Origin of the sequence: Massilia sp. BSC265, from assembly GCF_000740675.1 — a bacterium.
GTDB lineage: Bacteria > Pseudomonadota > Gammaproteobacteria > Burkholderiales > Burkholderiaceae_D > Telluria.
Genome location: NZ_JPXI01000010.1, coordinates 113,792 through 135,850 on the forward strand (window position 1 = coordinate 113,792; position 22,059 = coordinate 135,850).

Genomic DNA, 22,059 nt, shown 5'->3' on the forward strand with positions numbered 1-22,059 from the left:
TGTGTGTCCCTCCCTTGTCAGGCCCGGTCCGCCACGCGCTCGCCCATGATGCCGGACGGGCGCAGGGTCAGCACGAGGATCAGCACGACGAAGGCGAAGATGTCCTGGTAGTGGCTGCCCAGGAAGCCGCCGGTGAGGTCGCCGATGTAGCCGGCGCCAAGCGCTTCGATGATGCCGAGCAGGATGCCGCCGATCATGGCGCCGTAAATGTTGCCGATTCCGCCCAGTACCGCGGCGCAGAAGGCCTTCAGGCCCGGCAGCATGCCCATGGTGAAGGTGACCGAGGCGTAGTTGGCGCCCCACATCACCCCGGCCACGGCCGCCAGCGCGGCGCCGATGGCGAAGGTGGCGACGATGACGCGGTTCGAATCGACGCCCATCAGGCCAGCCACGCGCGGGTTCTCGGCCACCGCGCGCATCGCGCGGCCCATGCGGGTGCGTTCGACCAGCAGCACCAGGCCGACCATCGCCACGGCCGCCAGCACCAGCAGCAGGATCTGGGTATGCGAAATGAGCGCGCCCATGATCTCGACCGGTTCCGGCGAGAGCAGCTGCGGGAAAGGCAGCGGACTGCGGCCCCAGATCATCATGGCGAAGGTCTGCAGCAGGATCGACACGCCGATCGCGGTGATCAGGGGCGCCAGGCGCGGCGCGTTGCGCAGGCGGCGGTAGGCGATGCGTTCGATCAGGATGTTGAGCAGGATGGCCACGGGAATGGCGCCGATGATGGCAACCGCCAACTGCACATAGCCCGGCAGGCCGGGCGCATAGCTTTCCAGCAGCTTGAGGATGGTGAGGCCGACCATCGCGCCGATCATCAGGACGTCACCGTGCGCGAAGTTGATCAGGTTGAGCACCCCGTAGACCATGGTGTAGCCCAGGGCCACCAGGGCGTACATGCTGCCCATCACCAGACCATTGAGGATTTGTTGAATGAATGTTTCCATCGTGCGCGTTCGCTTTTTCCGCTATTAGTTCAGGCCAAGAAAAACGGCACTCCGGGTAGCCCCGCAGTGCCGTTCCTGGCCTGGCGTTCATGTTCCGATTGCCGCCATCATAACTTGGCAAATGGAAAACTTGCAGCGGAAAACATGCCGCGCGACGAATTTTTGTAGGGTGGGCGGGAGAGCCGCCCACCCTACGTCATCACGCGGCTTTGGCCCCGTCCAGGCCTTTCGGCAGCGGGAACACCACGTTTTCTTCGACACCTTCCAGTGCGCGCACACTGGCCGCGCCCAGTTCCTTGAGGCGGTCGATGACGGCCTGCACCAGCACTTCCGGGGCAGAGGCGCCGGCGGTCACGCCGATGCGCTTCTTGCCAGCGATCCATTGTGGATCGATCTTGGCGGCGTTGTCGACCATGTAGGCCGGGGTGCCCATCTTCTCGGCCACTTCGCGCAGGCGATTCGAGTTGGAGCTGTTCGGGCTGCCGACCACGACCACGACTTCCACCTGCGGCGCCATGAACTTGACGGCTTCCTGGCGGTTGGTGGTGGCGTAGCAGATGTCGCCCTTCTTCGGCTCGATGATGTTCGGGAAGCGTGCCTTCAGTGCGGCGATGATGTCGGCGGTGTCGTCCACCGACAGCGTGGTCTGCGACACGTAGGCCAGATGATCGGGGTTGTTGACCGCTAGCCGCGCCACGTCATCGACGGTCTCGACCAGATGCATGCCTTCCTCGGCCTGGCCCATGGTGCCCTCGACTTCGGGGTGGCCGTCGTGGCCGATCATGATGATCTCGCAGCCCTGCTTGCGCATCTTGGCCACTTCGACATGGACCTTGGTTACCAGCGGGCAGGTGGCGTCGAAAATGGTCAGGCCGCGCGCCTCGGCCTCAAGGCGCACGGCCTTCGAGACACCGTGGGCCGAGAACACCAGGGTATTGCCCGGCGGGACGTCTTCGAGTTCCTCGATGAAGATCGCGCCTTTGGTGCGCAGGTCTTCGACCACGTAGGCGTTGTGCACGATCTCGTGGCGCACGTAGATCGGGGCGCCGAACTGGTTCAGGGCGCGCTCGACGATCTCGATGGCGCGGTCCACGCCGGCGCAGAAGCCGCGCGGCTGCGCAAGCAGAATTTCGTTTTCCATGAAGGTTTCCTGTTTACAGAACCGAAATCAGTTTCACTTCGAATTGCAGGGCCTGGCCGGCCAGCGGGTGGTTGAAATCGAACAGCGCGGTGGTCTCGCGCATCTCCAGCAGCACGCCGGCAAAGCGGCCGCCCTTCGGTGCGTTGAACTCGATCAGCTCGCCCACCTTGTAGTCGGCATCGGGCACCGAGTTTTCTTCCAGCGTGGCCTTCGACACCGGCTGGATCAGGTCGGGGTTGCGCTCGCCGAATGCTTCCGCCGCGCTCAACTGGAAGGTTTCGTGCGCGCCTTCCGGCAGGCCGATCAGGCGCGACTCGAGGAAAGGTGCGAGCTGGCCTTGCCCCAGCAGCAAGGTGGCCGGCGTGCCCTTGAAGGTAGTGACGAGATCAGTACCGTCGGCGGTGGCAAGCCGATAATGCAGGGTCAGGTAGGACGATTCGTTGACGACTGGAGCGTTGGACATGTTCTTTGTGGTGGCAGGCAGGCCTGTTGCAGGCAAACCGCTATTGTAAGCCACGCCCGCCTCTTGCGCCTTGGAGCCCCCCCCTTTTTATGGCAAGGATCAGACAATGAGAATCACCGAATGGCCGGAAGAGCAACGCCCGCGCGAACGGCTGCTGCGTGGCGGCCCGCAGGTGCTGTCGGACACCGAACTGCTGGCCATCTTCCTGCGCGTGGGTGTAGCGGGAAAAAGCGCGGTGGCGCTGGCGCGCGACATGCTCGATCACTTCGGCTCGCTGCACCGCCTGCTGCACGCCAGCTCGAGCGAGTTCGGCGCCTTGCACGGGCTTGGTCCGGCCAAGTATGCCCAATTGCAGGCAGCCGTGGAACTGACACGGCGCGCCGTGGCGGAGGAATTCGAACGCGAAGGCATGTGCTCGCCGGACGCCGTGCGCGCCTACCTGCGACACCAGTTCGCGTTGCAGCCGCATGAATCCTTCGTCGTGCTCTTCCTCGACGTCAAGAACCGCCTGATCAACTACGAAGAGATGTTTCGCGGGACGCTGACGCACACCAGCGTCTATCCGCGCGAAGTGGTGAAAGCGGCGCTGCGCCGCAATGCCGCCGCCGTGATCCTGGCGCACAACCACCCGTCCGGTGTCCCGGAACCGAGCGAGGCCGACCTGCGCCTGACATCCAACTTGGTGCAGGCGCTGGGCCTGGTCGACATCCGGGTGCTCGACCATTTTGTCGTGGCCGGCACACAGGTGTATTCCTTCGCGGAGCACGGACAGATGTAATCGCGCAGGCAGGGAAAGCTGGTAAACCGGTGCCGAAACAAGGATCTAGCGAACTCATCACCAATTGTTAAAGAATCCCAATGGACTATGACACAATTGTTTTTCGCAAGTGATTGATTTACTTTCAGTTTTCACGCTATACTCTCGTTTTTCCAATCCTGGATATTCTTAAGGAGTGCACTATGGCACGTGTCTGCCAAGTTACCGGCAAGGGAGTGATGGTTGGCAACAACGTCTCCCACGCTAACAACAAAACCAAGCGTCGTTTCCTGCCGAACCTGCAGAACCGCCGCATCTTCGTGGAATCGGAAAACCGCTGGGTCTCCCTGCGTCTGTCCAACGCCGGTCTGCGCGTGATCGACAAGCTCGGCATCGATGCCGTGCTGGCCGACATGCGTGCCCGTGGCGAAAAAGTTTAATTAGGGAGCTATCATGGCAAAAACTGGCCGCGACAAAATCAAGCTGGAATCGACCGCAGGTACCGGTCACTTCTACACCACCACCAAGAACAAGCGCACCATGCCGGCGAAGATGGAAATCACCAAATTCGACCCGAAGGCACGCAAGCACGTGATCTACAAGGAAACCAAGATCAAGTAATCGATCTTGTTTCGGTAGAAATAGAAAGCCGCCCGTTTCGACGGGCGGCTTTTTTTATTGTTGCGTTGTGCAGACAGTGCGCTAAGCTTGCGCCATGACAGAAGCGCAAGCCTCCCATCCTTCCGCCCGCTCTTCCTTCGCCGGCGACCGTATCGACGCCCTCGACGTGCTGCGCGGCTTCGCGCTGGTCGGCATCTGCATCGTCAACGTGGAATTCTTCAACCGTCCCGTGGCCGAGTCCGGCATGGGCATGGCACCCCGGCTGCAAGGGCTGGACTGGCTCGCCGCGTGGGTGGTCGCTTACTTCTTCACCGGAAAATTCTGGACCATCTTCAGCCTGTTGTTCGGCATGGGCTTCGCACTGATGCTGGAACGCGCCCGCGCCGCCGGGCGTCCCTTCCTGCCCGCCTACCTGCGCCGCATCGGCGCCCTGCTGGCCTTCGGGCTGCTGCACCATTGCCTGCTGTGGAGCGGCGACATCCTGATCAGCTATGCGTTCGGCGCCCTGCTCCTGCTGGTGACCCTGTTCGTGCCGGGCCGCCACCTCCTGGGGGCCATCATGGCCTGCGTGGCGCTGTCGCTGCTGCCGGCGCCCTGGAGCACCTTGGCCGGCCTGGCCCTGCCGCTGGCGTTCGCGGGAATCGTGGCCCTCTACCTGCGCGGCAAGCCAGGCGCGATGGGCTTTGCGCTGACGATGGTCGTGCCGGGCGGCCTGATCCTGCTGGCCGCGCTGGTGCAGGCAGTGGCGGGCGCGGACGATGGGCGCACCCTGGCCGTGGCCGGCATCGTGCTGGTCGGTGCCGGCCTGCTGGCGCGGCGCCATGGCGGCGAAGGATTGGCGCGCCTGTGGCGCGCCGGTATCGCGATCTTCGTGCTGGCCTTCGGGCTGCTGGCCGCGGAAGGCGGCCTGCGTTACTTCTTGCCGGATGCGGGCGCCCTCGGCACAGCGGCCTCGACCAGCACCGAGGGGCGCGAGGTCGACGAGGATACTGCACGCGGCCTGCGCCACGGTGAACTCCTGCAGCGCAGCCTGGAAGAGCGCCGGGTGCTCACGGCAGGCAGCTACGCGGACGCGGTCGCCATGCGCGTCGACCACCTCGGCACGCGCCTGCGCGACGAACCCGGCTTCAGTATCGTGCTGGTCGGCGTGTTCCTGCTCGGCGCCTGGTGCGTGCAGGGCGGCATGGCGGCCAAGGTCCAGGCCCACCGCCCCTTGTTGCGGCGCCTGGCCTGGGTTGGCCTGCCGCTGGGTGTGGGACTCGGCCTGGCGAGCAGCCTGGTCGCCACCAGCCGGCCGCCAGGCATCGACGACCAGGGCTTCGATTTTGCCTACGGCTTGCTGATGCTGGGCAGCCTGCCGGCCTCGCTCGGCTACATGGCGGCCCTGCTCCTGCTGCTGCCGCGCTGGCCCTTGCTCGGCCGAGCGTTGGCGCCGCTCGGCCGCATGGCGCTGAGCAATTACCTGATGCAGTCGCTGGTGCTGTCCCTGCTGTTCTACGCCTACGGCGCCGGCCTGTGGGGCATGGGCCGTGCCGCCCAGACCGGGGTGGCGCTCGCCTTGTGCGCCTTGCAGGCTGTCGTCAGCGCCTGGTGGCTGGAGCGCCACCGCTACGGGCCGGCCGAGTGGGTGTGGCGCATGTTCACTTACCTGCGTGTGCCGCCGTGGCGCACGCCGGCACGAAATACAACAGTGCCTTGAGTCGGCTCAGCGGGATGGAGTGCGAAGATTGCAATATCCGCTCGACCGTGAAAGCATAAGGCGTCGCCGACTTCACCACGAGCCAGCATGCTCCCGCTGCTCAAATTTCCTGTGTTGTCCACCCTGGCCGCCTGCGTGCTGTGCGCCGTTCCGGCGCACGCCCAGTCGCCGGCTCCCGAGGGCTTGCCCACGGTCGAAGTCAAGGCCGCCGCGCGCACGCGCCTGCTGCCCTACAAGCCATTGTTTTATCCGATGGCCAAGGCGGTCCAGAAGAGCCTCGCGGGTCGCGCCGCGCTGGCCGTCCAGTTGCGCCCGTCCCGGGTCGGCGTGCGCACCGACGACCTGTCGCTCTGGCTCGAAGGCGGCGGCGAATCGCTGCCGATGCGCGCCGACGAGCATGGGCTGTACATCGTGCCGGTCGCGGACCGGATCGCGCAACAGGATGGAGCACTCTCGATCAACAAGCATCCCTCCGACCTGCGCGCCAATCTGGTGCTCGTCCCTACCCTGGCGCCGGATGCCTGGACCATCGGCGAAATGCGGCGCCTGCTGCGCGACGTGCACGCCACCATCGACCCGCTCGTGCCCTGGCACCACCGCCTCCTCAACTGGGCCGTAACGCGCAAGCTGGGCCTGTCGGTGTGCAGCCTGTCGCCGCGCGCCCATGTCGAGGTCGTCGACGGCAACCGCCTGCTGGCGCGCTACCCCACCAGCGAGCCGGCGCGCAACCACGCGAATTCGCCCGTGTATTGCCACCGCTTTACCGGCAACGAAGACTTCGATCCGCGGGCGCGCCTGGTGCTGCCGGAGGATGCGCAGGTGCTCTTGATCTGACAAAGGCTATCCAGAGACATGCGGTTCGTAGGGTGGCCGGGTCCTCCCGGCCGCGCGCGGTCGGCAAAGCGTGATCTGGTCCACTGGACCGTGATCTAGTCCACCGGACTAGATCACCCCCTACAAAAAAAAGCGGCTCCCGAAGGAGCCGCTCGTTCTTCCCGATAGGACCGCTTATGCGTAGCTGCGCAGGCGCAGCGAAAAGTCCTGCAGCGACTTGATGCCCGAGGCCTCGGCGCGTGCGCACCAATCCTGCAGTTGCTGCAGGAGCTGATCGCGGGTTGCGTGCGAACGTTCCCAGATCGCGCCGAGTTCCACGCGCATCTGGTGCATGGTTTCCAGCGCCTTGCTGTGCTGGAACAGTTCGACCAGTTGCTGCTTCTGCGACAGTTCCAGCTTGGCCGGCTCGCGCTGCATCAGCTTGCGCGAGCTCTTCAGGAAGCGTGCTTCCAGCTCGGCCTTGTGCTTCAGGTGCTCGAATTCCTCACGGAACGCGTGACGCACCGACTTGGCGTACTTGGCCATCACATCGTAGCGGTTGGCGATCACCGACTGCAGGGTATCGAGGTCGGCCACCAGCTTGTCCTTGGCGAACTTCGGCGCCGGCGCGACCTTCTTCACCTTGGCCAGGCGCAGGGTTTCCAGGATGCGGATATAGCCCCAGCCCAGGTCGAACTCGTACCACTTGCTCGACAGCTTGGCCGAGGTGGCGAAGGTGTGGTGGTTGTTGTGCAGTTCCTCGCCGCCGATCAGGATACCCAACGGGAAAATGTTGGTCGCCGCATCGCTGCAATCGTAGTTGCGGTAGCCCCAGTAGTGGCCGATGCCGTTGATGATGCCGGCCGCGGTAATCGGGATCCACATCATCTGCACCGCCCAGACCGAGATACCGACGATGCCGAACAGCGCAATGTCGATGAGCGCCATCAGCACCACGCCCATGGCGCTGTGCTTGGTGTACAGGTTGCGCTCGATCCAGTCGTCCGGCGTGCCATGGCCGTACTTCTCCATGGTCTCTTTATTCTTGCTCTCGGCGCGGTACAGCTCGGCACCTTCGAAGAACACCTTGCGGATGCCGCGGGTCTGCGGGCTGTGCGGGTCTTCTTCAGTATCGCACTTGGCGTGGTGCTTGCGGTGGATCGATGCCCATTCCTTGGTCACCTGGCCGGTGGTCAGCCACAGCCAAAAGCGGAAGAAATGGCTCGGAATCGGGTGCAGGTCGAGGGCACGGTGCGCTTGGTGACGGTGCAGGTAGATCGTCACGGCGGCGATCGTGATGTGCGTCAACACCAGCGTGGCGATGACGATCTGCCAGGCGGTGAAGTCGAGCAGGCCGGTCGACAGGAAAGTCAGCACGGCTTGCACGGGTTCGCTACTAATGAAATTCATTCAGTCTCCATGGATATCGCGTTTGCCATGCCAATACATAGCGCGGCTCGCAACCCGATATTTTACGCGGTTCCAATGATACACGGCACGATTAAAAATCGTAACGCACACCTTATTTCATGGAGCGCTTGGGGTTCGTGCCACAACTGACGTTATATGGGCATCGAGCAGGCGCGTATCAATAGACGGATGACCAAGTTTTATCTCACCTGTCTGTACAAGCGCATAAATCTTTTTATTCACTTCGGAAATCGGCCCGCCCTGCCCGTTCTCCGGATCGCCTAGCCAGAAACCGACCTCCAGCTCGTATCCATCGTGCGTGAAGGCATTGAGCAGCACGTTCGGCGCAGGCGCTTCCAGTACGCGCGGTACGCCGCGCGGCAGCGATTCCAGCAGCGGCATGATCTTCGACAGGTCGCTGTCGTAGGACACGGTCAGCTTGGTCATGGCGCGTACGTTGCGGTTGGTCGAGGACTGGTTCAGCACGACGCCGGTGATCAGCATCTCGTTCGGCAACAGCGTCTGGGTACCGTCCGAGCCGCGCAGGACGGTATAGCGCGTATTGATGCGCGCCACCCTGCCCGAATATTTATCGAGCGTGATCGGGTCGCCGATCGTCAAACTGCGTTCCAGCAGGATGATGAAACCAGACACATAGTTACTCGCGATACGCTGCATGCCGAGACCAAGACCGACACCCAGGGCGCCACCGAACACCGACAATACCGTCAGGTCCAGACCCGCCAGATCCAGGCTGAACAGCACAGCGACGAGGATCAGCACCGCGCGGCTCATGCGCGCCAGCACGACCCGGATCGACGTATGCATGCGCTCGACATGCATCAGGCGCTCTTCCAGCGCCGCGCCGGCCCACAGTGCCAGCATCATCAGGACCACGATCGACACGACGCCCCCGACCAGGTCCGCCAGGTTCAGTCGATACTTGCCGACAGGGAGTGTAATTCCCTCAAAGTAGCGGATGACATCGGGAAGTACCCCCATGATGTGCAGCGCCACGCCGACCCAGACTACCAGCGCGAATATCTTCTCGAAGGTCTGCAGCGCTTCGCCAAGCGGCCCGCGGCGTGCGAACACGCGCCGCAGCAGGTAGAAGGCCGTGCGGATCACCGCGAACGAAGATGCCAATGGCACCGCGATGTTGAGCAGGTGCACGCTCTGGTAATTCGCCATGACGGCGCGCGTCGTCACCAGCAGGCCGAGGATCAGCAGGGGCGGCAGCACGCGGCTGAAGCTGGCCACGCCCAGGGCGATGAGTCCCTGGTGTTGGTCCTGGTGGCTTGCCAGCCAGGAACGGTGCATCAACCGCGCCAGGCCCCAGCCGGCCGCGATGCACAGGACGATGGCAAGCGCCTGCCACAGGATGGCAGGCTGTCGGATGTCGCCGAGCAGGTCGGCCAGCAGTTGCTGGAGCGGCATGTCCCGGGATTACTCTGCTTCGTCGTCGGCGCTGGCTTCATCGGCCGGCGCAGCCTTGGCTTTGACCTTGCGTTCCATGACGGCAGCAAAGAAGCCATCGGTCTGGTGCTTGTGCGGCAGCATCTTGAGGTACTGGTCCATCTCGAGCGGAATCTTCTGCTCGGCCAGCACCTTGTTCATCGGCACCAGTTCGAAATCCGGATGGGTCGACAGGAACTGTTCGACGATGACGTCGTTCTCTTCGTTCAGCAGGCTGCAGGTGGCGTACACCAGGCGGCCGCCGTTCTTGACCAGGCGCGCGGCGCCGTCCAGGATCGAGGCCTGCTTTTCCTGCATCTCGGCCACGGCTTCCGGTTTCTGGCGCCACTTGACGTCCGGATTGCGGCGCAGCGTACCCAGGCCGCTGCACGGCGCATCGACCAGCACCCGGTCAATCTTGCCGGCCAGGCGCTTGATCTTGGCATCGCGCTCGTGGGCGATCAACTGGGGATGCACATTCGACAGGCCGCTGCGCGCCATGCGCGGTTTCAGTTTTGCCAGGCGCTTCTCCGAGACGTCGAAGGCGTACAGGCGGCCGGTGTTGCGCATGATCGCGCCCAGGGCCAGGGTCTTGCCGCCGGCGCCGGCGCAGAAGTCCACCACCATCTCGCCCCGGCGCGCGCCGAGCAGCTGGGCCAGCACCTGGCTGCCCTCGTCCTGCACCTCGATCGCACCTTCCTTGAACAGCGGCAGGTTCTGTAGAGCAGGCTTCTTCTGGATGCGCAAGCCCAATGGTGCATAGGGCATCGGCTCGGCCACGATCGGCGCCTTGGCCAGCTCCGCGATCACGTCATCGCGGTTGGCCTTGATGGAATTGACGCGCAGGTCGAGCGGCGCCGGGGTGTTCAGCACGGCGGCCAGCTCGAGCGCCTCAGGCTCGCCAAACTGCGCCACCAGTTTGTCGTACAGCCAGCCCGGCAGGTTGGCCTGCATCTGCGGCGGCAGCAGCTTGCGGTCGACTTCCTTGACGCGGGTAAGCAAATGGGTCTCGTCCTCGCTCAGGCCGCCCAGGGCGTCGATGCCGGCCGTCTCGGCCAGGCCCAGCAGGGCCAGCTTGCGCATCGAGGGCGTATTGCCGGAGCCGGCGAAGTCGGTGTAGAAGGACTTGTTGCGCAGGACGGCATACACCGCCTCGGCGATGACGCCGCGCTCGCGGCCGCCGAAACGCGGGTGGTCCTTGAAGTAGCGCGACAGGGTGACGTCGGCGGGCGACGTGAAGCGCAGGATCTCGCGCAATACTTCTTCGGTATTGCCGATGATCGCTGGAGGCAATCTCATGGTATTCCTTAAATTAAATGCTTGTAGGTTCGGCCGGCGCCAGGATGCGCACGTCGCCGTTGTCGATCTCGAGCCTGTCTTCGACGAAGAGGCGCACCGCATACGGGTACAGCTTGTGTTCTTCGACGAGCAACCGGGCGGACAGCGTGTCCTCGGTGTCGCCAGGGAGCACCGGCACGCGCGCCTGCGCCACGATCGGGCCATGGTCCAGCTCGGCCGTCACGAAATGGACGGTCGCGCCGTGTTCCCTGTCACCGGCGTCGATTGCCTGCTGGTGCGTGCCCAGGCCCGGATACAGCGGCAGCAGCGACGGGTGGATGTTCAGCATGCGGCCGGCATAGTGCTCGACGAAAGGCGCCGTCAGGATGCGCATGAAGCCGGCGAGCACGACCAGGTCGGGTTCGAAACGGTCGATCGTTTCCTGCAGTGCCGCGTCAAACTCGGCGCGAGTGGCGTATTCCTTGTTGGCCACGACCGCGGTCGGGATGCCGCGGGCACGGGCGAATTCCAGGCCCTTGGCTTCCGGCTTGTTGCTGATGACGGCCGCGATTCGGGCCGGCCAGCCTTCCGCGTCAAGCGCGCGCACGACCGCTTCCATATTGCTGCCGCGGCCGGAAATGAGGATCACGATATTTTTCATACCCCGCATTGTACCGTATCGCCGGCGGGCAACCGCGGCGGGCGGGGGGATGGCAGACCTTACAGCGTACCCTGGGGCGGGATGGCAAACGAGTAGAATACCCGGAACGGGACCTTCTTTTCGGCCCAGAACTCGGCTGCATCGCGGAAGACGTCGAGGAGGTTTTCGCGCGCTTCCTTGTCGAATTTTTGAGCACTCGGCAATTGCTCGAGCACGACGAGGAAGCCCGGCTGCGGACCGGCCTCAGCTACAGTTTCGGTGAGGCACTTACGCAGCGCGTCGAAGTTCTTGCTGCAGGGCTTAGGAAAATAAAAGTTCTCGCCGATGCGGGCGCATACCTGCTGCTTGGTCAGGGTATTGGCGCAATGCGCATACAGGAAGTGATGACCCATGCGCGCAGCCTCCTGCTGCAGCTCGGCGACGCGGAAGGCGCGGATCGACTGCACAAGATTGGGCGGCACTCTCATCAACGAACTCATTTTTTCCTCAAGTTGACCAGGTCGGTGTGATGTGGCCGCTCGCGCGCCACGCTGCGCGACGGTTGGCATCCGCCGCCTCCTTCTCTCCCGATGTTGTTTCGATGCGCCAATAAAAAGACCCTTAGTGTGTAAGGGTAACGTTTTGTGGTATTGGAAGCAACCCAAATGTGATTACAGGAATTGCATTTGTAAGAATTGGTATGCGCACATCTGTATGAATAACGCTTTTCATGACAGCCCCGCCATTCTTGCGCGAGGCGAAAAATGCTTGCGCTGCTGTTACATTTTGTTGCCACGTGGATCGGGTTGAGTCCGGCGGATCGGATTACCATAGGAGGCATGAAAGTCCGGTCGGTTCCTTCTCCCCCACCAGACTCGTCGATTGCCCACTACGAGGTAGAACATGAACTTTCAAGCCAAACTGATCATTGCCGCCATGGGCCTTGCCGCGCTGCCGCTGGCCCAGGCCCAGGATTTCGAAGATTTCGGCCGCGTGGTGCGCGTCCAGCCGCGCATGGAAGAGATTCGCATGCCGCGCCAGGAATGCCGCACTGAATACGTACAGGTGCCGGTCCAGCAACAACGTGGCGTCGGCGGCGGCATCGTCGGCGGTGTCGTTGGCGGCCTGCTCGGCAACCAGATCGGCAGCGGCAGCGGCCGGGTCGCCGCGACGGCAGCCGGTGCCATTGCCGGGGCCATGGTCGGCGACCGCGCGGAAAACAACCGCCCGCAAGGCCCGGCCGTGCAGGAACAGGCGGTGCGCCAGTGCCGCACCGTCGATGCCATCGAAACGCGTACCAACGGCTACGACGTTACCTACGAGTTCCGCGGCCAGACCTATACCACGCTGATGAACCGCGATCCGGGCAACCGCGTGCGCCTGCGCGTGTCGGTCCAGCCGATCGATTACTGATCCCATGCCGGCCTTGCGCCGGCAACCCGCAGCGCCTGGCTGAAGCGTGCTTGCGCTGCGGGAACCCCTCCCCCGATAATAGGGCGATTCAACCAGGTTGCCCTATGCTCATCAAACGCAAATCCATCGAACAGGCCGAATCTTCGCGCCGTCCCACGCGCAAGCCCAAGTTCGCCCCCGTTACCCTGTCCGAACAGGACGGCGTCCGCTACCTCCATTTCGGCACCGAATGGGTGCAGGGCGCGATGCGCATCCGCAAGCCGGATTGGCCGGAGCTGGAATACGCGCAGCAGATGATGGCGTGGATGCTGTTCATCGAAGCACCGCGCGCCATCGCCCAGCTGGGCCTGGGTGCTGCCACCTTGACCAAGTTCTGCTACCGCCAGTTCCCGGAGGCCAGCGTCACCGCCGTCGAGCTCAATGAGTCGGTGATGAATATCTGCGCCTCGATGTTCAAGCTGCCGCCCAACGACGAGCGCTTGAACGTGGTGGAAATGGATGCGATGGATTTCGTGCTTGACTCCGCCAACCATGGCGCCTTCGACGTGCTGCAGTGCGACTTGTACGATGCCACCGCGCGCGGTCCCGTGCTGGATACGCCCGAGTTCTACCAGGCCTGCAACGATTGCCTGGCCGAGGGTGGCATCATGACCGTGAACCTGTTCGGCGACCATCCGAGCTTTGCCAAGAACCTGAAGGCCATGAAATTCGCCTTCGAGCACGTGATCTGCCTGCCGGAAGTTCATGATGGCAATGTGGTGGCGCTGTGCTTCAGGAACCGTCCGCAACTGGACAAGGATGCGCTGGCCGCGCGTGCGGCGCAGATCGTGGCGAGTACGAAGCTGCCGGCGAAGTCCTGGGTCAAGGGCATCCTCGCCGCCGCCTGAACTACTCCACCGGGAGCCGAACGTGACTACGCATGCCGCCCCCTCTTCCTCTGCCAGGACGCGCTTGCGGGCGCTCGACCTGCAGTCCATCTTCTCCTGGCTGCTGGCGGACGGTATCGTCTCCAAGGAGAACGTCAAGGCGCAATTCGCGCAGGCGCAGGGCATCCTGAAAAACGCGGCCGGGTCGATGCATCCGCTCACGGCCGTAGCCCAATGCAAGCTGGTCTCGAGCCTGCCCCCGCACCGCCTGCTGACGCTCGATGCGCTGACCGAATGGTGCGCGACCAAGGTCGGCCTGCCCTTCATCCGCATTGACCCGCTCAAGATCGACTTCACCAAGGTGGCGGACGTGATGTCGGCCAGCTATGCGGCGCGCTTCAATATCCTGCCGGTGGAAATGAGCGGCTCGACGCTGGTGGTGGCGACGGCCGACCCTGCCAATGTGGAATGGGAAGCGGAGATCGCCAAGGTCTCGCGCCGCAAGATCGAGCTGGTACTGGCCAATCCCCTCGACATCGCGCAGTACATCTCGCAGTTCTTCAGCCTGGCCAAAACGATCCGCGACGCCAACCGCCAGACCGGACAAGACCTGGCGATGCGGAATAATTTCGAGCAACTGGTCGAACTGGGCAGATCGAACAAGCAGTTCGACGCGAACGACCAGCACATCGTCAACATCGTCGACTGGCTGTGGAGTTATGCCTTCGAGCAGCGTGCGTCGGACATCCACCTGGAGCCGAAGCGCGATGTTGCCGTGATTCGCTTCCGCATCGATGGCGTGCTGCACCAGGTGTACCAGGTGCCGGCCGTCGTGATGATCGCAATGACGGCGCGAATCAAGCTGCTGGGGCGGATGGACGTGATCGAGAAGCGGCGACCGCAGGATGGGCGGATCAAGACGCGCACGGCCGGCGGGCAGGAAGTCGAACTGCGTCTGTCGACACTGCCGACGGCCTTTGGCGAGAAGCTGGTGATGCGTATTTTCGACCCGGAAGTGGTGGTGAAGACGCTGCCGGAGCTGGGTTTTCCGCCGGACGATGCGGCGCGTTGGGATGCGCTGACCAACCGGCCGCACGGGATTATCCTTGTGACCGGGCCGACGGGGTCGGGCAAGACCACGACCTTGTACACGACCTTGAAAGCGCTGGCGACCAGTGAAGTCAACGTGTGCACGGTGGAGGATCCGATCGAGATGGTCGAGGCCTCGTTCAACCAGATGCAGGTGCAGCCGGGGATCGATTTGTCGTTCGCAGACGGCGTACGCGCGCTGATGCGGCAGGATCCGGACATCATCATGGTCGGCGAGATTCGCGACCTGCAGACGGCAGAGATGGCGATTCAGGCGGCGCTGACGGGGCATCTGGTGTTCTCTACCCTGCATACGAATGACGCGCCGGCGGCGGTGGTGCGTTTGCTGGAGTTGGGGGTGCCGGATTATTTGCTCGAGGCGACGCTGATTGGTGTGATGGCGCAAAGGCTGGTAAGGACGCTTTGCCCGGATTGCAAGGCGCCTGGGGGCGAGCTCAGTGACGAGCTGTGGCAGGGCATCGGGGGAGCTTGGAATATTCCGAAGCCTGCCGTGGTGTATCGGCCGATCGGGTGTCCGGAGTGCCGGCAGACGGGGTATCGGGGGCGGACGGGCATCTATGAACTGCTGACGGTGAGTGAAGGGTTTGCGCGTGTGGTGCGCGAGTCCGGCGAGATCCAGAAGCTTCGCCAGCAGAGCGTGGCGGATGGAATGAAGCCCTTGCGCATTGCGGGGGCGATGAAGGTGGTCGAGGGCGTGACCACGGCGGACGAGGTGCTGAAGGTGACCGCGGCGCTGGTGTGAGGCCGTCTTGTTCAGGTAGCACTAGCGCAAACCGAAATGCCCGGCTATAATGCTGCCTCTTTCGGGTCGTTAGCTCAGTTGGTAGAGCAGCGGACTTTTAATCCGTTGGTCGCTGGTTCGAGCCCAGCACGGCCTACCAGAATTAGTTGTAGCAAAGAAGGCGTTACGAGTGATCGTAGCGCCTTTTTTGTTTTCACAATCTACCTGGATTTTGACCTAAGCATAGCTTTTTTCGTTCTCGAGACTATTGACAATGTGGGCAATCTGAAGCTTCTGATCCCCGCCCGCAAATACAACCCGAGGATCTGATGGCAAGGTCGCATCTCGGCCAAAACCGGTCAAGGAGTCATGGATATATTGATCGAAGAATTCGATAATCTTCTGATCCTTCAAGCCACTCTTTTTCTCAAACTCGTCCTCATAAGCCTCGACCAGTCCTCGGTAGTGAGGGCGGAGATTCGTACGTCGCGCTATTGATGCATGATCGTCAAAAGCGTCGCGCATCGCGCGACGAATGGAATCCACATCAATCATCAACTGCTTTTCATACATTTCTAGGTTTACAGCAAAGTTATCCATATTCGGGATCGCATCTCTACGAGCTTTCATTCTATATTTCTCACCCCTCAATGCCTCATGGCGACTCCTAGCTGCGTGAAGCTCATTGCTATCTTTGATTGGTCTCACCCCGTAATCCTTTTGCCAACGATTCGTGCCGGATAATACATTCACAGTTGACTCCGCTGCAGCCTCCTGTTTCGAAAGTCGATCGAGCTCAAGATTTGCACGAGTTCTTTGCTCACGAAAGTCTTGACTAGCTGACTCGATCAAAGTTCCGTCTCCCCTATCGCCTTGCTGCTTTCTGCGTATCACATGAAAACGCCACGCATAATAAAGCCTCATATGAGAACGAATATCCCGACCGATACTTCCAGAAGACCCGACCGCGGCAAGATAGTGGTTATAGCGATCCCGTAACCGGTCATCCATCTTGAAGTCATCAATATTGATGCGAGCGATTATTGGCAAAAACGGCACTTTCTGTCGCAGCGCATATTCGTACATATGTCGCAGCGGTATCAGACAAAAATTTTCGGTGGGAAGAGCCGCCCGCCCGCCTTCGGACGGAGCATACCCCCCTCCAACATCAGAATGTGAGCCGGGATAGACTGTCTCGTAAAAATGTTTGGGTTTATAAACTTTCCCGCCCACCATTCTGCTAATGCTATCCACCGGGAAGGAATTACGCAACTCGTGTGCAGCGACGAAATGCCTTACTTCCATCACCGTTTCGTGAATTGCCATACGCTTACCCCAATGGTCATGACCTGCGTGCGTACCTGGAGCAGGATCAGCGCCCGCAGTACCATTTGGTGAAAAAGCCAAAGAACGCGGGCTTGTCTGCGGATATTCGTCAATACGCTCTGAAATCATCGCTACGGCATCAGAAAATGCCGGATTGTAGTAATCGGTATTGTTTCTACTCAGAGGGTTACCAACAGAAGCAACTGTATCAAACAACCCCATAAAACGAAAATATACCGGCCACTTTCCTTGATTTAATTGCCACGAATTCTCAAGCAATGTACACCGGGATTCCATCATCATACTAACAAAGGCTCGAGCTAGTGCAGCGCCGCGACTGAACCCAAAGACAGCAATATTAATCTCTTCGATGGCGTTAGCCGAAGAATTAGCTCGAGCAAGATGAGGTGCAATCGCTTTGTCAAATTTCTCCAACGCATTACGCAACCTTGCTTCTCCCAGCGCACCAAATCCAGAACCTGCAATACTTGCGCCCATATCTCCCACTTCCGGAAAATATGTAGAAATGCCAGGTATATAGAAACGATAGATTCCTTCTTCTGCATTTGAAGACTTATGGATCCGATACAACCTTGCAATATTGCTGTGCTTGAGCAAATTTAGGTCAGCATCAAGATTGTTACCAGTCCCATCAAAGAAATAAGTGAGCCAGATTCGCTGAGTGCATTTTACTGGAGAACTCCGGCGACTCTCAGACGCGACTAATGCGTTGACGACGTTCTCGGCAGCATTCTGCTTTACAGCGACTCTTGCGGGAAATGTCACAATATTGCTTCCCAATTCTGCAGATCGCTGCAATTGACATGACTCCGGCCGAAGGGGAGGCATCTTAGATTCACCAGAACTGTTACTGAGGCGGCCTTTTACCATTTTTGCACCTTGGGAAGGAGGATCTATCTGTACGTGTTGCATCAAGACGCAATATCGGGGAACTCATCTCTGCCGTCAAAAACACCTTAACTGAACCGTTTGGAAATATATGAGTTTCTACAAACTCCGGCACGCCCTTGGTTTTTCGCTCAACCTCTACCATTTTTTCTTGGTAATACAGATGCCGTACATCCGCTGTAGCGTTGGTTACCGGATTTCTTAGAACATAAGTGCACCCGTCCACTTGCCATCTGACCTTGACCAGCAGTTTCTCGCCTAAATCCGGGTAGTACTCAAAACAGCACGAGACCCCTCCCCCTCCACTCGTTACCGAACTCAACTTAATGTCGCCCCCACTAACATAATCAACGGTATAACTTTCAATAACCCGATTTGTATAGTTATACCCCACAAGACTCAATGTTTTGGTATCGCCCCCCCTTTGGAGTCGACCTCGCCGGACCGTGCAACCCCTATAACCAGATTCGAAATTAACAAGTTAATAACAAAAATATTCAGAAAACTAAGAATCAGAGCAAGCGCGACAGTCTGGCGATCAGTTACAAAAAGATTATCTAGCGTTAAATAAAGTGTAGTATCTTCAAAATTTTTCCTTCTTCGGACTCTTATCATTCGATATTCTCCGGAAACGCACTCAATGAACAATCATCACCTATAAAAACAAGCAAGGGGCATATCGCCACATCCAAACACCCTTGAAAATCGAAGGTTAAGCCTGCTTTATTTTCTAAGTTCGCAATGGCATAAGACCACTGTCATCGTTGGAACTGATAACCCCTGAAAAATCGAATTCATCCCTTTTTAGCTTATCCAAGAAATCGAGCCGCAGCGCACTTCCCTGGAATTTTTCACCTTCGAGCAATTGCAGCATAATGTAAAGTGAAAATTTAAGAACAGAGTTCAGCCCCAAACTCCGCGCTTCATCAACTTGTCGTCTCACGAAATCATATTGTAGAGAAAAAGAATGACTGTTCTCCAAGTAAGAAAAATTCGATCTGATTACGTCCAGTACTTGATCTGCCTCCGACAGATCAACTAAACGAAATTCTTGCTCCTGAGTTAGCTCTAAGGGAATAAAACGGCCATCTTCAACAGAGAAATTAGAATCAATCTTCACCATGTTCCCATTCCGATCAGGAAACTGCCATGATTCAGCGACACTCAAAAACGATCTCAATTTCTCAGCCGGTAGAACTTTTATCAACCCTTCTAGTATTCTAGGATCAAAGAAGCGGAGCATCGCATCCAAATCATTCGAAAGTTTTACATCTAGGCGGATGGCAAGTCGTCTCGCCATCACTTCCAAACGCAGCGGCGAGGAAAGCATGATGACGGAAGAGGTATAAGTCCCTTCTTTCCCGATCCAATCAAACAGGTTTCGGGGCATCCGCAATTTCCCATTACTACCCGCCAGGACTAGGAGCGGTGCGACTTCCAGCGCCTGGGACTCTCGCCCACAATCGAACAGACTTACCCATGCTAAAGAACTTCTTGAGAGTTTCGAAACCAGGCCCGGGAGTCCGCCATGATCAATTAAGAAATAAAGATTTGAGGCCGGAAGGTCTGAAAGTGACTCTTCGGCAATAGCACGAAAATCGATTGAAGTGCTCATGCAGACCTCAAGACAAAAGGTGATCCGGCATTGCGAGCTTTAATTAGACATTCAACGCAGATGCTTGTAGGTAGAGCGGGAGCTGGGTAAGAGATTCTTGCTGGTTGAAGGAAAGTCTTTTTCCCAGCATGGATAATGGTCTTGCCAGGGCACTGGACGGTGATGTTTCCGCCATCGACTTTTATTGACGCGCCACCTGCGGTCATCAGCGTGATTGACTTATTGCTGGCGCAGTCAATGTAAGCGCTAATACTATTAAGCGCGACCGTGTCGCGCGCTTGCATAAGAAATTGATTGCCCTGAGCAGAAAGATCGATCATCTTCTTTGCAGCAATCAACTCCAAACCTTTGCCAGTATCTCCGGGCTTAATGGTCCCGCCAAGAAAGCCAATAGCTTGTCTTGTGTGCATTCGCATCTGCCCGCCAGTACTATATTGGCTATCCATCCTGCTTGCCGAAATGAAATTTTCGCCGTTTGACAGCTGCAGGCTTTGCCCGGCATTCATTGCGTAGTCATTCTTCGCTGAGATCGCGATAAGCGGATCGCATGGATGTGGAACCTTGGCTTCGCTGGCCAGGGTATTCTTAGCGTGAACATCGGCCAGAGCACTGTCATGGCTGTTCCTATCCACCATGCCAGATGCTGACGTCAGCATTGCACTCAGCGGGGCTGCCTTATTGTTGAGCACACTTCCGTTCGATTTGATTGTCCCGAGAAGCGTTGCGAAGTTCACTGTTTGATGAGTAGTCGCTGCGAAGCTAAATAGTTTCATAAGCGCTTCTAACTGCTTCAGCAACGCAATACCAGCAGCGTTATCGCCAACTGTGTCACGTATCGATGTGATATTGGCGGTGTTATAGCTCGATAGGAATAAGCCGGACGCGGCCCGTACTGTGCCATAGGCATCAGTCCGCAACTCTCCACCCGTACCCCTGAAACTGCCACGATAGTTATCGGTGGAGTGGATGATGTGTCCGAGATTTAGTTCACTGCCTACATGCCCGCTCTTGAATTGCACCCTGCATTGACTGTCTACATCATCAAACAACAGCTGCGAATAGCCGTGGGTGCCGAATCCCTTGCTGCGAATACCCCATTGAGATGCTGGATTCCGATGTCCAACACTGGCGCTCGAGGCGCCATGCCAAGCCGGGCTATTCCCACAACTAAGGTTTGTCTGTGCCGACGAAGCATGGTCATTTGCAGTTTCAAAACAGGAAAGATCAGCTTCCTTATCGCGCTGACCGCCAGGTGTAGCAACAACTCCCCCTTCACCTCGCCCGTTGTAGAGCGCCCCAACGACTATCGGCCGGTCGATATCGTTCTCCAGGAACTGCACCAACACTTCCTGTCCAATACGCGGCAGAAATTGCTGCCCCATCCCGCCGCCAGCCGAGCGCTGCGCAACACGCACCCAGCAGGTCGCCTGCCCACTATCCTGCCAATGGAAGCGAATACGAATCCGTCCTATCCTGTCGCAGTACAACTCATCCGCACCGCTCGGCTCATCATTGCCATCCGCTCCCACGACAATGGCACTTTGCGCGCCAAAGGCGACCGGCTTTAGATAGGAACCTCCACCCTCCCCCGCCAGACGCGGACGCCAGATGATGTCGCTAGCAACCGCGCTGAAGCAATTGCCATAACCAGTCTCCCGCGCCTGCGCAATCGCCAGCTCCAGGTCTTCAGGCATACCCTCCCGCGTCAGCTCTTCCAGCAACTCCGGAATCGGCCCGAACAACTCCGCCAGCGCATGCTGCGTCGCCGGCGGCATATTGTTGACGCCAATACTGAACACCCGCAGCACAGTGAACGCCGCCGACTCACCCAACTGCTGCAGCGGCGCGCCAAGCACCTGCAATCGCGTCCCGGCCCGCAAGGTCCTTACACTCGAGCGCCCCCGCCAGATCTGCCCCCGCGCCTCCTGCTCCTGCATGCGCAGGTCCGCGTGATGCTGCGCCTGGCGCCAGTCCGCACAGGCATACTGCCCCGGCACCTCGAAGCTCTCCAGCTCCGGCAACTTGCCGTACGTGTAATGCGACGGTGAACTCGCCCCGACCACCTGCTTGGACTTGTAGTCATAGCTGAGCAAAGTCGTCAGGGAAGCATGCAAGCGCCGCTCCGCCGACAAGGCTTGGACACTGTCCGACTCCTCCACCGAACGGGCACCGTGGAAGCGCACGCCGCCCAGCGCAGCGCTGCCGGCATCCTCCGGCACTGCGCACCGTTGGCTGCTATCGGCAAACAGCACAAGCCCCGGGCCCTTCCCAGTCTGCTCGATCCGCCAGCACAGCCCCTCCTCGGCCAGCAGCCGCCGCACGAAGTCGAGATCGGATTCCCGGTACTGGCAGCAGTAACTGCGCGGCGACACCTCCGCCAGGAATGGCCCGGTATCCTCGCTCCAGCGCCAGCGCGCCAGCGGCAGGTAGGCTTCGAACACCGCATCGACGATCTCGGCGACACGCTTGTCCTGCCACACCCGGCTATTACGCACATGTTCGAGACGCCACAGCCAGGACGCAATCCGAATGCGGTAACGCGCCAGCCCGCCATCACTGCCGAGCATGGCTGCCTCGCAAATCTCGCCGGAAAAACGCTCCCGCGTTCCACCTGCGAGACAGATTTCGAACACTGCCGGCTGCCCCAGCAAGGCATCGAGCTCCAGGCAAGCATCGGTCGACAGCGCGATCACATCCCGCGCCCCCACCTCCTGCACGGCGTCGTCCGCAACAAACGCTTCAACCAGTAGCCCGGTTTCCTCGCGATGGCCAATCTTGAGCTCATACAGCCTGCTTGTGCTGCTGAATTCAGCCAGGGCGGCGAAGATATGGTCCGTCAGCGTCGTGCTCATACCGTAAGGATTCCTTGTGGACT

The 22,059-nt window shown here is 59.8% G+C and carries 20 protein-coding genes and 1 tRNA gene; 9 read left to right on the top strand and 12 right to left on the bottom strand.

Going from position 1 to position 22,059, the window contains the following annotated elements; genetic code table 11:
* Positions 1-17: 17 nt before the first annotated feature.
* The 3 genes from MA09_RS01395 to MA09_RS01405 all read right to left on the bottom strand — a co-directional run bounded on the left by MA09_RS01395 (position 18) and on the right by MA09_RS01405 (position 2,551).
* Positions 18-947: a branched-chain amino acid ABC transporter permease gene (locus tag MA09_RS01395; protein ID WP_036244606.1), complete on the bottom strand. Its 930-nt coding sequence runs from the start codon at positions 945-947 to the stop codon at positions 18-20.
* Between the two features lie 199 nt (positions 948-1,146).
* Positions 1,147-2,088, bottom strand: coding sequence for a 4-hydroxy-3-methylbut-2-enyl diphosphate reductase (gene ispH / locus MA09_RS01400; RefSeq protein WP_036244608.1), 942 nt, complete (start codon positions 2,086-2,088; stop codon positions 1,147-1,149).
* Between the two features lie 13 nt (positions 2,089-2,101).
* Entirely contained in the window at positions 2,102-2,551 is a 450-nt protein-coding gene (locus tag MA09_RS01405; RefSeq protein WP_036244611.1) for a peptidylprolyl isomerase, read from the bottom strand.
* Positions 2,552-2,657: 106 nt separating this feature from the next.
* Between MA09_RS01405 and radC the strand changes: the two genes are divergently transcribed.
* From radC to MA09_RS01430, 5 genes are all read left to right on the top strand, one after another.
* Positions 2,658-3,329, top strand: a complete 672-nt coding sequence (gene radC, locus MA09_RS01410; protein WP_036244614.1) for a DNA repair protein RadC — start codon at positions 2,658-2,660, stop codon at positions 3,327-3,329.
* 182 nt (positions 3,330-3,511) lie between these two features.
* A complete protein-coding gene (rpmB, locus tag MA09_RS01415) occupies positions 3,512-3,748 on the top strand; it encodes a 50S ribosomal protein L28 (protein ID WP_026354825.1) in 237 nt (78 codons plus the stop codon).
* Positions 3,749-3,761: 13 nt separating this feature from the next.
* Positions 3,762-3,929: a 50S ribosomal protein L33 gene (gene rpmG / locus MA09_RS01420; RefSeq protein WP_005665735.1), complete on the top strand. Its 168-nt coding sequence runs from the start codon at positions 3,762-3,764 to the stop codon at positions 3,927-3,929.
* A 94-nt stretch (positions 3,930-4,023) separates the two neighbouring features.
* The gene (locus tag MA09_RS01425; RefSeq protein ID WP_036244620.1) at positions 4,024-5,628 is read left to right on the top strand and encodes a DUF418 domain-containing protein; all 1,605 of its coding nucleotides are present in this window, start codon (positions 4,024-4,026) and stop codon (positions 5,626-5,628) included.
* Positions 5,629-5,715: 87 nt separating this feature from the next.
* Positions 5,716-6,462 carry a hypothetical protein gene (locus MA09_RS01430; protein WP_036244622.1) on the top strand — a complete coding sequence of 249 codons (747 nt, stop codon included), beginning with the start codon at positions 5,716-5,718 and terminating at the stop codon, positions 6,460-6,462.
* Positions 6,463-6,636: 174 nt separating this feature from the next.
* Here MA09_RS01430 and MA09_RS01435 read toward each other — a convergent pair whose 3' ends face one another.
* From MA09_RS01435 to MA09_RS01455, 5 genes are all read right to left on the bottom strand, one after another.
* Positions 6,637-7,851 (bottom strand): acyl-CoA desaturase, encoded by a 1,215-nt coding sequence (locus MA09_RS01435; protein WP_036244625.1) that lies wholly within the window; start codon positions 7,849-7,851, stop codon positions 6,637-6,639.
* Positions 7,852-7,968: 117 nt separating this feature from the next.
* On the bottom strand, positions 7,969-9,288 hold the full coding sequence (locus MA09_RS01440; protein WP_036244628.1) for a mechanosensitive ion channel family protein: 1,320 nt from the start codon (positions 9,286-9,288) through the stop codon (positions 7,969-7,971).
* Between the two features lie 9 nt (positions 9,289-9,297).
* On the bottom strand, positions 9,298-10,605 hold the full coding sequence (locus tag MA09_RS01445; protein WP_036244630.1) for an RsmB/NOP family class I SAM-dependent RNA methyltransferase: 1,308 nt from the start codon (positions 10,603-10,605) through the stop codon (positions 9,298-9,300).
* A gap of 13 nt (positions 10,606-10,618) precedes the next feature.
* Complete coding sequence (gene purN / locus MA09_RS01450) at positions 10,619-11,245, bottom strand: phosphoribosylglycinamide formyltransferase (protein WP_036244632.1); 627 nt, start codon at positions 11,243-11,245, stop codon at positions 10,619-10,621.
* Between the two features lie 59 nt (positions 11,246-11,304).
* Positions 11,305-11,724 (bottom strand): barstar family protein, encoded by a 420-nt coding sequence (locus MA09_RS01455; protein WP_036244634.1) that lies wholly within the window; start codon positions 11,722-11,724, stop codon positions 11,305-11,307.
* 403 nt (positions 11,725-12,127) lie between these two features.
* On the opposite strand from MA09_RS01455, the gene MA09_RS01460 reads away from it, so the two are divergent.
* The 4 genes from MA09_RS01460 to MA09_RS01475 all read left to right on the top strand — a co-directional run bounded on the left by MA09_RS01460 (position 12,128) and on the right by MA09_RS01475 (position 15,494).
* Positions 12,128-12,637, top strand: coding sequence for a glycine zipper 2TM domain-containing protein (locus tag MA09_RS01460; RefSeq protein ID WP_036244637.1), 510 nt, complete (start codon positions 12,128-12,130; stop codon positions 12,635-12,637).
* Between the two features lie 104 nt (positions 12,638-12,741).
* The gene (locus MA09_RS01465) at positions 12,742-13,524 is read left to right on the top strand and encodes a spermidine synthase (RefSeq protein WP_036244639.1); all 783 of its coding nucleotides are present in this window, start codon (positions 12,742-12,744) and stop codon (positions 13,522-13,524) included.
* A gap of 64 nt (positions 13,525-13,588) precedes the next feature.
* Positions 13,589-15,355, top strand: a complete 1,767-nt coding sequence (locus MA09_RS01470) for a GspE/PulE family protein (RefSeq protein ID WP_036244642.1) — start codon at positions 13,589-13,591, stop codon at positions 15,353-15,355.
* A gap of 63 nt (positions 15,356-15,418) precedes the next feature.
* Positions 15,419-15,494 (top strand) — tRNA-Lys (locus MA09_RS01475).
* Between the two features lie 77 nt (positions 15,495-15,571).
* Here MA09_RS01475 and MA09_RS23935 read toward each other — a convergent pair.
* From MA09_RS23935 to MA09_RS01490, 4 genes are all read right to left on the bottom strand, one after another.
* The gene (locus tag MA09_RS23935; RefSeq protein WP_152594520.1) at positions 15,572-17,593 is read right to left on the bottom strand and encodes a DUF2235 domain-containing protein; all 2,022 of its coding nucleotides are present in this window, start codon (positions 17,591-17,593) and stop codon (positions 15,572-15,574) included.
* The gene (locus MA09_RS25560) at positions 17,529-17,963 is read right to left on the bottom strand and encodes a DUF3304 domain-containing protein (RefSeq protein ID WP_161783184.1); all 435 of its coding nucleotides are present in this window, start codon (positions 17,961-17,963) and stop codon (positions 17,529-17,531) included. Before MA09_RS25560 ends, MA09_RS23935 begins: the two co-directional genes overlap by 65 nt.
* A 336-nt stretch (positions 17,964-18,299) precedes the next feature.
* Positions 18,300-19,184 carry a DUF4123 domain-containing protein gene (locus tag MA09_RS23945; RefSeq protein ID WP_081897363.1) on the bottom strand — a complete coding sequence of 295 codons (885 nt, stop codon included), beginning with the start codon at positions 19,182-19,184 and terminating at the stop codon, positions 18,300-18,302.
* On the bottom strand, positions 19,181-22,036 hold the full coding sequence (locus MA09_RS01490) for a type VI secretion system Vgr family protein (protein WP_051933071.1): 2,856 nt from the start codon (positions 22,034-22,036) through the stop codon (positions 19,181-19,183). Before MA09_RS01490 ends, MA09_RS23945 begins: the two co-directional genes overlap by 4 nt.
* Positions 22,037-22,059: the final 23 nt, after the last annotated feature.